The sequence below is a fragment of the Photobacterium sp. TLY01 genome, from assembly GCF_021432065.1.
Classification (GTDB): Bacteria; Pseudomonadota; Gammaproteobacteria; order Enterobacterales; family Vibrionaceae; genus Photobacterium; species Photobacterium halotolerans_A.
In genome coordinates, this window is the sequence record NZ_CP090364.1 from 72205 (window position 1) to 84973 (window position 12769).

Sequence of the window (12769 nt, forward strand, 5' to 3'; positions counted from 1 at the left end):
TGCTTGTCGAGTCACGCAGGTAAGATCAGAAAAAGCTCCCATCGGGAGCTTTTTTATTGCGTGGTATTCGCGAGCGTCTGCTTGTTAGTCTGCTTCACGGATCTGCAGCGGCCAGCCGAGATCGGTCTGGCGATGGGCTTCCTGTTGTAGTTCTGCCTCGGTCAGCGGATTGGCCGTCAGCCAGGCTTTCGGCAGGATCAGGGTGAGCTGATTGTCATCCACCGTCAGGTGCGCGGGTGGCTGGTGCTGGCTGTCACGCCGATGACAGAGAATGACGGCCAGACGCAGCAGGCGCAAGATACGCACAGCGTTAATTGCGGGGATGGCATGCTGCTCCGGCAGACTGGTTAGGTTGTCTCTGTGCCTGCGCAGCAACTCGCCCAGCAGGTGCTTCTGGGCGCGGGTAAAGCCGGGTAAGTCCAGATGCTGGATCAGGTACGCGGCATGATCGCCACTTTGCTTAAAGCCGATACCCGTACCGATTTCGTGCAAGATAGCACCGGACTGGAGTAAGGCGCGGGTTTGCTCATCGGTTTGCCAGACGGGCTGACAGTCTGCCAGTAAAGCCTGGGCGGTGTCGGCCACGGTATTGGCATGTTCGGTATCCACCTGAAAGCGGTATTGCAGACTGTTCAGGGTTCTGGCTCGCACATCGTCGTGGCGCATTTGGCTCATCATGTCGTACACCATGCCTTCGCGCAAGGCGCCGCCGGCCAGTGTCATGGTCTGGATCTCCAGTGTCTCGAACAAAGCAATCAGAATCGACAGGCCGCTTGGAAACACCAGGGCCCGCTCTAACGTCAGCCCTTCGATATCCAGATCTTCCAGCCGTTCATACTGCATGGCCTGACGCTGCAGACGCTTGAGTTTAGACAGGGTGATCAGCTCGTCCATACCCTGGGCGACCATAATTTCCTGCAGCGCCTGAACCGTACCGCTGGCACCGACACAGTGGTCCCAGCCGAGCGTGCGATAGGGGGCGACGATCGGGGTGATGGCCTCTTTGGCGGCCTGAATGGCAGCGCTGAAGTTTTCTGCGGTCAGGTGGCGGTCTTTGAAGTAACGCTCCAGCCAGGTGACACAACCAATTTTCAGGCTGGTCAGTGCCTTGGCATCAAACCCTTCACCGATAATGACTTCAGTACTGGCCCCACCGATATCGACGACCAGGCGTTTCCCCTGACCGCCAGAGGTGTGTGCAACGCCCTGGTAGATAATGCGTGCTTCCTCTTCACCAGGAATAATGTCGATGGGGTGACCCAGTATACTGATGGCTCTGGAAAGAAAGTCTTCGGCATTCACGGCGGTGCGCAGTGCCGCGGTACCGACAATACGGACCCGTTCAGCCGGAATATCCTGCAGGCGTTCGGCAAACATCGCCAGGCATTCCCAGCCGCGCTGCATGGCTTCCTGGCTCAGTTCATTCTGGCCGTTCAGGCCGGCAGCCAGCCGTACTTTGCGCTTAATTTTAGCCAGTGTATGCACACTGCCTGCGACTTCACGCACGATCCACATGTGAAAACTGTTCGAGCCAAGGTCAATGGCTGCATACAGCGGGGATACGACACAACTTTCCATAGCGTCTTCTTCAGTTACTGTGTTTTCTGTGGTGAACGACGGCGGTTATGATTGCGCTGGCGTCCCTGTCCTTGTCCCTGACGGGAACCACTGTTGCGACGGCCACCGCTCTGGCGAGGTGCCCGCTGAACTTTCACCGGTGGCGGCAGATCATCCAGCAGCGCTTCGGCATCGTATTTCGACTGCGGAATGCTGTGCTCGATGTAGGTTTCAATCGCGGTCAGATTGATCGCATATTCTTCACAGGCAAAGCTGATGGAATGACCGCTGGCGCCGGCACGACCGGTACGGCCGATACGGTGCACATAATCTTCGGCATCGTCAGGCAGATCGTAGTTAAAGACGTGGGTGACCTGAGGAATGTGCAGGCCGCGCGCCGCGACGTCGGTAGCGACCAGAATGTCGACTTCACCCTGGGTGAATTGCTCCAGAATGCGGACACGCTTTTTCTGCGGCACATCGCCGGTCAGGAGGCCAACACGGTGGTTATCGGCTTCCAGGTGTGCCCAGATGTCTTCACAACGGTGCTTGGTGTTGGCAAAAATGATCGCGCGATCCGGCCAGTCTTCTTCGATCAGGGTCTGCAGCAAACGCATTTTGTCCTGATTGGACGGGTAGAACAGCTCTTCCTGGATACGGTGACCGGTTTTTTGCTCGGGCTCAACCACCACGCTTTCCGGGTTGTTCATGTGCTCGAACGCCAGCTCTTTGACCCGGTAGGACAGGGTGGCAGAGAACAGCATGTTCAGGCGCGCTTTCGGGCTTGGCATCCGGCGGAACAGGAAACGGATATCCTTGATAAAGCCCAGATCGAACATCCGGTCGGCTTCATCCAGAACCACAACCTGGATGCTGTGCAGATCGATGACCCGCTGCTTGTAGAAATCGATGATACGGCCACAGGTACCGATCAGAATATCGACGCCATTTTCCAGGTGCTGTTTCTGTTTCTCGTAGGCTTCACCACCGTAAGCCAAGCCAGCGGTCAGGCCGGTGCTTGCCAGTAAGGGAGCAGCATCATTGTAAATCTGAATTGCCAGTTCCCGTGTAGGTGCCATAATGATTGCACGGGGCTGATTGGTTTTTCGCTCCTCGGATGCCGGGTTCAGCATCAAATGGTTAAAGGTGGCTGTCAGGAAAGCCAGGGTCTTACCAGTCCCTGTCTGCGCCTGACCAGCAATGTCACGGCCGGAGAGCACTACCGGCAATGCCAGGGCCTGGATCGGGGTACAATTATGAAACCCTTTGTCTTCCAGTCCTTGTAAAACCAGGGGGTTTAGTCCCAGGTCGGCAAATTTCTGCTCTGTGATATGAGTCGTCTTCATTCGTATAGAATATCAGCTTAGGGTTGCAATACGAAACGTATTCAATTCAAATAGGGCATCGATTTGCTGGTTAAAATAGAATCAGCGTTGAAAATCAACCATTGGAGTGGAAGATGAGCGACAAGATTGTGCAGCTGACAGACGCAAGTTTTGATAACGATGTGATTAATGCTGCAGGCCCAGTTTTAGTCGATTTTTGGGCTGAGTGGTGCGGACCATGTAAAATGATCGCGCCTATTCTTGACGAAATCGCAGACGAGTACCAAGACAAGCTGACTATCGGAAAGCTGAACATAGATCACAATGCCGCGACACCACCAAAATTTGGTATCCGTGGTATTCCGACTCTGTTGCTGTTCAAAGACGGCAATGTGGCCGCGACCAAAGTCGGCGCCCTGTCTAAGTCACAACTGAAAGAGTTTCTGGACGCCAACCTGTAATTGGCCTACAGTAACGCGAAACCGCGTACAATAACGTTTGTACGCGGTGTCAATTTCAGCCCCTAGACGGATGCTGGCTTTAGTGCTAAGTTATTGCACGTAAATTATACGACAGTTCATTTCTTGACCAGCCCCATTGGTCGAAGCTTTTCTCAATTAACCATAGAACCCCTAATTTGACTGACAAGAAACCCACCACTATGAATCTTACAGAACTGAAGAACCAGCCTATCTCAAAGTTGGTTGCGCTCGGCGAAAGCTTAGGACTCGAAAACCTAGCGCGTTTGAGAAAACAGGACATCATCTTTGCCATTCTCAAACAGCACGCGAAAAGTGGTGAGGACATTTTTGGCGACGGGGTTCTGGAAATTCTGCAGGACGGCTTTGGCTTCCTTCGTAGCGCAGACAGTTCTTACCTGGCCGGCCCGGATGACATTTATGTCTCACCAAGCCAGATTCGCCGCTTCAACCTGCGTACCGGTGATACCATTTCAGGTAAAATCCGGCCACCCAAAGATGGTGAACGCTACTTTGCCCTGCTGAAAGTCAACGAAGTTAACCACGACAAACCAGACAACGCCCGCAACAAGATCCTGTTTGAAAACCTTACTCCGCTGCACGCCAATGATCGCATGCGTATGGAACGCGGTAATGGCTCGACTGAAGACATTACTGCCCGTGTCCTGGATCTGGCCTCACCGATTGGTAAGGGTCAGCGTGGTCTGATTGTTGCACCGCCAAAAGCGGGTAAGACGATGCTGCTGCAGAACATTGCACAGAGCATTGCTTACAATCACCCTGAGTGTGAGCTGATGGTGCTGTTGATCGATGAGCGTCCGGAAGAAGTAACCGAGATGCAGCGTCTGGTCAAAGGCGAAGTCATTGCTTCAACCTTTGACGAGCCGGCTTCCCGCCATGTTCAGGTTGCTGAAATGGTGATTGAAAAGGCCAAGCGCCTGGTTGAGCATAAGAAAGATGTGGTGATCCTGCTGGATTCGATTACCCGTCTGGCCCGTGCGTACAACACAGTCGTGCCATCTTCCGGTAAAGTACTGACCGGTGGTGTCGACGCTAACGCCCTGCATCGTCCGAAGCGTTTCTTCGGTGCGGCCCGGAATGTGGAAGAAGGCGGCAGCCTGACCATTATCGCGACCGCGCTGGTGGATACCGGTTCGAAGATGGACGAAGTGATCTACGAAGAATTTAAAGGGACAGGTAACATGGAACTGCACCTGTCTCGTAAGATTGCTGAGAAGCGTGTCTTCCCGGCGATTGACTTCAACCGCTCCGGTACCCGTCGTGAAGAGCTGCTGGCCAAGCCGGATGAGCTGCAGAAGATGTGGATCCTGCGTAAGATCGTTCACCCGATGAATGAAACCGACAGCATGGAATTCCTGATCGACAAACTGGGCATGACCAAGACCAACGACGAGTTCTTTGAAGCGATGCGTCGTCAGAAGTCCTGATACAACGGGCTTGATGTCACAGATTGTAGAAACGCCACCTTGTGTGGCGTTTTTTTATTGCTGATAATATCGGCATGCTGTTTGAAACAGCATTCAATTAACCGCTGATGTTTTCTTCTTCGGACTGTACCGTTCTGCCAGGAAGGCCGGCGGACATGACCGGACACTCAGCGGTTCGGACAGTCAAAAAGAATGAAGTCAGCGATGACACGGAGTATGCAACATGCAACAAGGAAGAAGCATGTGGGTCTGGTTGTGGTTACTGCTGGTCGCACTCCCTCTGAGGGCTGAGGAAATCAGCCAGCAGGAATACCAGCAGGTTACGCAGGACATCACACCGGCATTGAAAGCGCTCAAAACCCTGTACCGGGAAAATGAGATTGCCCAGCTCAATTATCAGCTGGCAGACTTCTCTGTGCTGGAGCAGGAAGCCCTGCGCTCTGCACTGGTGGACTACGCCCATACCTTCAAAAAGCTGGATGAAGAAAAAGTTGCCTGGCTTGAAGCTCAGGCGGCCCGGAAATCCCGTTTTACCCTGACCGAGCAGGGGGATGGCTACCGGGTGACTCGCGCGGCTTTTACCTACGCAACCCAGGCACATCAACTGCTGCAACACTGGCAGCGCGAGCAACTGGCCGAGTCATTTGTCCGTCAGGCGAATGCCGGTGATCTGGTACTGACCGACTGGCTGGCCGGTGATCTCAATACCCAGCGTACCCGGCGTGATATTGCCCTGGCGCAGCTTCCCGCGCTATCCGCTAAAGGCACCCGATACCTCGCGGATCAGTTTTTGTCTGACAGACAGCTGCTCTGGTTGGCTGATAACGGCTTGCTGGCCAAACTGGCCGCAATCACTGAGGATGAGAGCCTGTATCAGCAATTGTGGCGTCGCCGTACCGATCAATATAGCCGGGCCGAGCTGAACCGGCTGGCGGACGCGCTGCCGTCCCCACTGGCGGTGAGCCAATTGATGGCTGCGACCCGTAATCCCTCCCTGAAAGCCCAGGCCTACCAGGCACTGGCGACACTCAAGCCATTGCCGGATGAGGTGGAAATTTTTCTGCTAGGCAAGTTGTCTGAACCGGAAGACGGCGAGCTGGTGGCCAGTAAACTGGTTAATCAGGGTCATACGAACTGGCTGACTGCACTCGCCGCTGGCACGCAGAGCTACACTTTGAAGCGCAACCTGGAATCTGCTTTGTCGGCATCCATGCCCTGATCGCCGGCCAAGTGGTTTGCCGGCTCGGGCACTTTCTCTTCAGTCCCTTGTTTTACTGCCAATAAATGCGTGCTTTACAAGCATCTTGTCAGGGATTCAGTATATAATGTGTCCCATTTTCATCCCGGCTGTCCTGAGCCGGGCCGAACAAACAGATAGGGTGCAGGAATGAAATTCAACGATCTGCGTGACTTTATCGCCTACCTGGAAGAGCGTGGGCAACTAAAGCGCATCAAGCAGCCAATCGATCCCCGGTATGAAATGACCGAAATCTGCGACCGTACGCTGCGCGCAGGTGGTCCGGCATTACTGTTTGAAAACCCGGTGGGCTACGATATCCCTGTGCTGGCGAACCTGTTTGGCACCACCGAGCGGGTGGCCATGGGCATGGGGCGTGAAGATGTGCTGGAGCTGCGGGAAGTCGGTAAATTGCTGGCGTATCTCAAAGAGCCGGAGCCGCCGAAAGGCTTCCGGGACGCTATCGATAAGCTGCCTGTCTTTAAGCAAGTTCTCAACATGCCTGCCAAGCGCCTCAGTAAAGCACCTTGCCAGCAGATCGTCTGGCAGGGCGATGAGGTCGATCTGGATAAGATTCCGGTCATGAGTTGCTGGCCGGGCGATGTCGCGCCGTTGCTGACCTGGGGCCTGACCATTACCCGCGGTCCGGAAAAGAAACGCCAGAACCTGGGTATTTACCGCCAGCAGAAGCTGAGCAAGAACAAAGTGATTATGCGCTGGCTGGCTCACCGCGGCGGGGCATTGGATATGCGTGAATTCATGCAGGCCCATCCGGGGGAGAAATTCCCGGTGTCTGTCGCCTTTGGCGCCGATCCGGCCACGATTCTCGGGGCGGTCACGCCTGTACCTGATACCCTGTCTGAGTACGCCTTTGCCGGTCTGCTGCGCGGCAGCAAAACTGAGGTGGTCAAAAGCATCAGCAACGATCTGGATGTGCCGGCCAGCGCAGAAATTGTGCTGGAAGGCTATATTGATCCCAATGAATACGCAGACGAAGGCCCGTACGGTGACCATACCGGCTATTACAACGAAGTGGAAAGCCACCATGTGTTTACCGTCACGCACGTGACCATGCGTAAAGACCCGATTTATCACAGCACCTATACCGGTCGTCCGCCAGATGAACCGGCTGTGTTGGGCGTGGCGCTCAATGAAGTGTTTGTGCCGATTCTGCAAAAGCAGTTTCCGGAAATTGTCGACTTTTACCTGCCGCCGGAAGGGTGCTCCTACCGGATGGCCGTCGTGACAATGAAAAAACAGTATCCGGGCCATGCCAAACGGGTGATGATGGGCGTATGGTCTTTCCTTCGTCAGTTTATGTACACCAAGTTCGTGATTGTTTGTGACGATGATGTCAATGCCCGTGACTGGAATGATGTGATCTGGGCGATCACCACCCGCATGGATCCGGCGCGGGATACTGTGATGATTGAAAACACCCCGATCGATTCGCTGGATTTTGCTTCGCCTGTGGTTGGCCTGGGGTCAAAGATGGGTCTGGATGCCACCAATAAATGGCAGGGTGAAACACAGCGCGAGTGGGGGACACCTATTATTAAAGACCCGGAAGTGGTGGCGAAGGTGGATGCCATCTGGGATGAACTGGGGATTCTGGCGAAATAGCGCCAGATACGCAGCTTGAAGGTTTAGCGCAATGTATCAGGTTCGGGTACTGCCGCAGGACGTTATGTTCAGCGTCGGGGAAGCAGAAACCCTGCTGAGTGCAGCCCGCCGGGCGGGACTGGCTTTTCCCCACCGCTGTCAGGTCGGGGCGTGTGCCACGTGTTTATGCCGCAAGCTGGCGGGTGAGGTCACTTACCGGCTGGCACCGGTGCTGACGGAGAAGGAGCAGGCCGAGGGATGGATTTTTCCCTGTCTGGCCATGGCCCGCAGCGATCTGGTACTGACTTTGGAATAGAGGAACAGAATGTCGATTCAGTGTGAAGTGAAGTCAGTCGAGTCACTGGCGTGTAATACCTACCGTATTTTGCTGCAACCCAAGCAGCAGGTTGATTTTAAAGCCGGGCAGTATTTGCTGGCGGTGATGGGCGAGAAAGACAAACGTGCCTTCTCGATTGCCAGCAGCCCTTGCCGCAGTGGCGAGCTGGAGCTGCACATCGGAGCGGCGGACCACAACCCCTATGCTGTGGAAGTGGTGGACGCGATGCGCCAGGCGATGGAAGACGGCAGAACATTTGAGGTGGAAGCCCCGCTGGGTGAGGCCTGGTTGCGCGAAGACAGCACACAGCCTTTGCTGCTGATTGCCGGCGGTACAGGGTTTTCCTACGTGCGCAGCCTGCTGGATAACTGCCTGAGCCGCGGCATGAAGCAGCCGATTTTTGTGTACTGGGGTGGCCGCGACGAATGTCAGCTGTATGCCCATGACGAGCTTGTGGCCCTGGCTGCCAAGCACGCGAACCTGACGTATGTTCCTGTGGTGGAAACGGCGCCTCCCGCCTGGCAGGGCAAAGTGGGTAACGTACTTGAAGCGGTCAATGACGATTTTGTCAGCCTGTCTGCTTATGACATTTATATCTGTGGTCGTTTTGAGATGGCGGGTGCGGCCCGTGAACAGTTTACCGCGGAAAAAGGGGCCGATCGCGAGCGGATGTTTGCTGACGCTTACGCCTTTATCTGATGGTCTTGATCAAAAACAAAAGCCCCTGGCATCAACCGATGGCAGGGGCTTTTTTGATGACCGTGCGTGCTTGTTAAGCGTGAGCCGCTGTCACACGCTTCTTCACCCAGGTTTCATTGACCCAGAGTGACAGCAGGATAATGGCACCGCCTACGATCAGGCGTGGGTAGTCGACATCTCGGTTCCAGATCACCAGATTGACGATCAGACCTGCCGGCACCAGGGCGTTGTTCATAATCGCCAGCGCACCGGCGTTCACCAGAGTTGCGCCTTTATTCCAGATGAAATAACCCAGGCCGGAAGCAACAATGCCCAGGTACACCAGAATGCTCCACTGGGTATCTGTGGTCGGCAGTTTTTCTGTGTTACCAAACAGTAAAAACATCGGCAACGCTACACAAACAGCACCGAGATAGAACAGACCAAAGACCGTATGCTGCGGCAAATCGGCTTTTTCTTTCTCCATGATGACTTTATAGCCCACCTGACCGATGGCAAAGCACAGGTTCGCGCCCTGCACAATCAGGAAACCGAGAATGAAGTCTTCATTGATGCCTTCAAATTTGATGACGGCGGCGCCGAGTACCGCAATGACGGCGGTGATCAGATACCAGGCCGAAAAACGGCGCTGCAGCACATCATAGATGAGGGTGACATAAATAGGGGTAAAAATGGTGAACAGCAGCACTTCCGGCACCGACAGGTACAGGAAAGACTGGTAGTAAAAGCAGTACATGATGCCGAGCTGAAAGGCGCCCACCACCATGAGCTTGAGTGCCAGCGTCACCGTCAGGTGCTGACGGCGCAGAAAAGGCAAAAAGACCAGAGCAGCCAGTGCGACCCGGGTCAGTACCGAGAACCAGGCGTCCACCTGTCCGGCCAGATAAACCCCAATCAGGCTGAAGGAAAACGCCCAGAGCAGCGTAATCGCAGTTAAGTATCCCATGTGACATGTCCTTTGAATTTTGGCCGCCTAGTGTAACCGAAATTCTGTCCGAGCCAATGGGAGGCTGGTCTGTCCTGAGCAGAGACTGGCTGGCGCTCACAGTAGCCAGCCAGGTGCGGGTGGATCAGTGCAGCGGCACCATCAGCAAATCCACCGGGGTGTGATTGATTAACTGCTTGGTGGAAGACAGGATTTTGCTCCAGAAATCCTGGTGGTGGCCGCAGATCATTAAATCCACATCCGACTGCTTGATGGTATTGCAGATTTCATCGCTCAGATCGCCGCTGCCGACAAAAGTGTGCGTCACCGGATAGTTCGCTTTTTTTGCCAGATCCTGCAGTTGCTCCTGAGCATGATCCGCCATGCGGTACTGCGCCTCGGCCATGTTGATATCGATCAGGCCGGTATACAGCTCAGCATAGTTGGTATCGATGTGGATCAGAGACAGCTTGGCCCCGAGTTTTTCTGCCAGCGCGGCGCCTTTGCCGACCAGAATGTGACTGTCTTCAGATAAATCAACCGCAACCAGAATATGTTGATAGGTCATAACCCGCTCTCCTGTAAGGTTTTTTATATGCTATCATGGCGTATGAGTAAAAAATGCTGTGCTGATCGCATTGCTTACGTTAACGGAAAATTCTGTGACACGCTTGGGTAAGCAGTTGGATCGTTTTGTGATTTTTATTGCTTACCGGCAGGTTAAGCATGATACCTTGACGCATGAGTTGCAAACTCAGTTATGCATAGTGACAATGTGTTTATTACACTAGATTAGGAAGGAGTAGTTCGATGCTTGCTCAAGCAATGGTTGAGAAACTGAATGAACAAATTAACCTGGAGTTCTTTTCATCCAACCTGTACTTGCAGATGAGTGCATGGTGTGAGGATAAGGGCTTCGAAGGGGCGGCAGAGTTTCTGCGTATTCATGCGACAGAAGAAATGCAGCACATGCAACGTTTGTTTACCTATGTCAGCGAGACAGGTGCGCTGCCGATTCTGGGGACGATTGAAGCACCGCAGCATGAGTTCAGCTCTCTGGGTGAAGTGTTCCGCGCCACTTACGAACATGAGCGACTGATCACTGAGCGCATTAACAAGCTGGCCCATGTGGCGTTTACTACGCAGGACTACTCAACGTTCAACTTCCTGCAGTGGTATGTTGCAGAGCAGCACGAAGAAGAAAAGTTGTTTAAAGGTATTCTGGATAAGATCGAACTGGTGGGTGAAGACGGGAAAGCACTGTTCTTCATCGACAAAGATCTTGCTGCCATGGCGAAGCAGGAATCCAGCTCTGTCATGGGTCAGCAGGCCGGCTAACAGGTTCTGGGAAATGCACGGCGGCGCCCCTTTCCGAAAGTGTGTCGCTGCTGTTTGCCTCCCAACCCTTCCCGGCCAGCATAGAACCATGGTCGTTGTTCGGAGGGTGTTATGTTTAGTGGTGATGCAATTCTGATGGCCCTGTTTCTGGTGGCTGTAGTCAATATCTCTCGTTATGTCAGCACGCTGAAAACCTTACTGGTGGTGATGCGTGACTGCGATCCGCTGCTGTACCAGCAGGTCGACGGCCGGGGTTTCTTCTCCTCTCAGGGAAACGTCAATAAGCAGATCCGGCTTTTCCATTATATTCGCAGCCAGCAATACCATAAGCATCACGACGAGCTGTTCATGGCCAAGTGCGACAAGGTACGCAAGCTGTTTGTCCTTGCCAGCACCAGCCTGATGGTGTTCCTGGTCTCTATCTTTGTTGTCGCCTATCTGGGCATTTAACCGGTGATTGCTGACAGATTTGGTAATCCGCCCGCAGACGGGTAAAATACGCGCACTTGAAAAGGATGCCGGGTAATGCATGTCATTACCGCATCCTTTTTATTTTGTCGCTGAGTCGGATTGCGGATAAGAGAATGGCAGAAAAGTTTGATGTAGTAATTATCGGTGCGGGTGCCGCCGGGCTGATGTGTGCCGCTGAGGCTGGCAAACGCGGCCGCTCTGTGCTGGTGGTCGAACACGGCAAAAAACCGGGCCGGAAAATTCTGATCTCCGGTGGGGGCCGTTGTAACTTTACCAACTATGATGTGACGGCCAGCAACTATGTCTGCCGCAACCCGCACTTTGCCAAATCGGCGCTGGCGCAGTATACCCAGTGGGATTTTATCGCCATGATCGCCAAGCATGATATTACCTACGAAGAGCGGGATCACGGCCAGCTGTTCTGCCTCGATTCGGCCAAAGACATCGTCGAGATGTTGCTCAAAGAATGCGACTTGCCGACGGTACAACAGCGTTATCGCAGTGATGTCCTGGACATCAGCAAAACCGACAGCGGCTTTCACCTGAAAATCAACGCAGACACCGTATCCTGTGAATCTTTGGTGATTGCCACCGGTGGTCTGTCGATGCCCAAGCTTGGCGCCACCCCGTTTGGCTATCAGGTTGCCGAGCAGTTCGGCCTCAAGATGGTGCCGACCACAGCCGGTCTGGTGCCTTTTACCCTGCATGTCGAAGACAAAGACGCCTTTGCCGATCTGTCCGGGATTGCGGTTCCCGCTGTGGTGACAGCCGCCGATGGCACCAGTTTCAAAGAGAATATTCTGTTCACGCACCGCGGTCTGTCCGGCCCGGCCATTTTGCAGATCTCCTCGTACTGGAAGCCGGGCCAGGCGGTGTCGATTGATTTACTGCCGACCCTGAGTCTGGATGACACCCTGCAGGCGATGCGCGACAAACACCCCAACCAGAGCCTGAAAAACTCGCTGTCCCGTTTGCTGCCCAAGCGCCTGGTCGAAGCCATGATCGCGCGTGGTGATATCGAAGACAAGCCGCTCAAGCAGCTCAACCCGAAAGAGGTTCAGGCACTGCACGACTATTTTCACCAGTGGCAGATTGCCCCCAACGGCACCGAAGGTTACCGCACCGCCGAAGTCACCCTGGGCGGCGTCGACACCGACGGCCTGTCCTCGAAAACCCTGGAAGCTAAAACCGTGCCCGGCCTGTATTTTATCGGTGAAGTGATGGACGTCAGCGGCTGGCTCGGCGGTTATAACTTCCAGTGGGCCTGGAGTTCCGGCTTTGTCGCCGGACAGTATGTGTAAGCTGCACTGAATTGAATATTTTGAACGAACACAGCCCCGCCTCGCGGGGC

The 12769-nt window shown here is 54.2% G+C and carries 13 protein-coding genes; 9 read left to right on the forward strand and 4 right to left on the reverse strand.

Annotation, left to right across the window (positions count from 1 at the left end; genetic code table 11):
* Positions 1–84 precede the first annotated feature (84 nt).
* Together gppA and rhlB are read right to left on the reverse strand one after the other, a co-directional pair.
* Positions 85–1578 carry a guanosine-5'-triphosphate,3'-diphosphate diphosphatase gene (gene gppA / locus LN341_RS00325; protein ID WP_046220471.1) on the reverse strand — a complete coding sequence of 498 codons (1494 nt, stop codon included), beginning with the start codon at positions 1576–1578 and terminating at the stop codon, positions 85–87.
* 14 nt (positions 1579–1592) lie between these two features.
* A complete protein-coding gene (gene rhlB / locus LN341_RS00330) occupies positions 1593–2903 on the reverse strand; it encodes an ATP-dependent RNA helicase RhlB (RefSeq protein ID WP_046220470.1) in 1311 nt (436 codons plus the stop codon).
* A 113-nt stretch (positions 2904–3016) separates the two neighbouring features.
* Here rhlB and trxA point away from each other — a divergent pair, with 113 nt between their 5' ends.
* From trxA to fre, 6 genes are all read left to right on the forward strand, one after another.
* Positions 3017–3343, forward strand: a complete 327-nt coding sequence (gene trxA, locus LN341_RS00335; RefSeq protein WP_046220469.1) for a thioredoxin TrxA — start codon at positions 3017–3019, stop codon at positions 3341–3343.
* 200 nt (positions 3344–3543) lie between these two features.
* The gene (gene rho / locus LN341_RS00340) at positions 3544–4809 is read left to right on the forward strand and encodes a transcription termination factor Rho (RefSeq protein WP_046220468.1); all 1266 of its coding nucleotides are present in this window, start codon (positions 3544–3546) and stop codon (positions 4807–4809) included.
* A 241-nt stretch (positions 4810–5050) separates the two neighbouring features.
* Positions 5051–6028, forward strand: a complete 978-nt coding sequence (locus LN341_RS00345) for a hypothetical protein (RefSeq protein WP_046220467.1) — start codon at positions 5051–5053, stop codon at positions 6026–6028.
* Positions 6029–6196: 168 nt separating this feature from the next.
* Entirely contained in the window at positions 6197–7669 is a 1473-nt protein-coding gene (gene ubiD / locus LN341_RS00350; protein ID WP_046220466.1) for a 4-hydroxy-3-polyprenylbenzoate decarboxylase, read from the forward strand.
* 31 nt (positions 7670–7700) lie between these two features.
* Positions 7701–7964 (forward strand): 2Fe-2S iron-sulfur cluster-binding protein, encoded by a 264-nt coding sequence (locus tag LN341_RS00355; RefSeq protein ID WP_046220465.1) that lies wholly within the window; start codon positions 7701–7703, stop codon positions 7962–7964.
* Between the two features lie 9 nt (positions 7965–7973).
* Positions 7974–8684, forward strand: a complete 711-nt coding sequence (fre, locus tag LN341_RS00360) for an NAD(P)H-flavin reductase (RefSeq protein WP_046220464.1) — start codon at positions 7974–7976, stop codon at positions 8682–8684.
* Between the two features lie 73 nt (positions 8685–8757).
* On the opposite strand, the gene LN341_RS00365 is transcribed toward fre, so the two are convergent.
* Together LN341_RS00365 and LN341_RS00370 are read right to left on the reverse strand one after the other, a co-directional pair.
* The gene (locus LN341_RS00365) at positions 8758–9630 is read right to left on the reverse strand and encodes a carboxylate/amino acid/amine transporter (protein ID WP_046220463.1); all 873 of its coding nucleotides are present in this window, start codon (positions 9628–9630) and stop codon (positions 8758–8760) included.
* Between the two features lie 124 nt (positions 9631–9754).
* Positions 9755–10177 (reverse strand): universal stress protein, encoded by a 423-nt coding sequence (locus LN341_RS00370; protein WP_046220462.1) that lies wholly within the window; start codon positions 10175–10177, stop codon positions 9755–9757.
* 242 nt (positions 10178–10419) lie between these two features.
* Here LN341_RS00370 and ftnA point away from each other — a divergent pair, with 242 nt between their 5' ends.
* The 3 genes from ftnA to LN341_RS00385 all read left to right on the forward strand — a co-directional run bounded on the left by ftnA (position 10420) and on the right by LN341_RS00385 (position 12719).
* On the forward strand, positions 10420–10947 hold the full coding sequence (gene ftnA, locus LN341_RS00375; RefSeq protein ID WP_046220461.1) for a non-heme ferritin: 528 nt from the start codon (positions 10420–10422) through the stop codon (positions 10945–10947).
* A gap of 111 nt (positions 10948–11058) precedes the next feature.
* The gene (uspB, locus tag LN341_RS00380; protein ID WP_046220460.1) at positions 11059–11397 is read left to right on the forward strand and encodes a universal stress protein UspB; all 339 of its coding nucleotides are present in this window, start codon (positions 11059–11061) and stop codon (positions 11395–11397) included.
* A gap of 134 nt (positions 11398–11531) precedes the next feature.
* Positions 11532–12719 carry an NAD(P)/FAD-dependent oxidoreductase gene (locus LN341_RS00385; RefSeq protein ID WP_234203802.1) on the forward strand — a complete coding sequence of 396 codons (1188 nt, stop codon included), beginning with the start codon at positions 11532–11534 and terminating at the stop codon, positions 12717–12719.
* Positions 12720–12769: the final 50 nt, after the last annotated feature.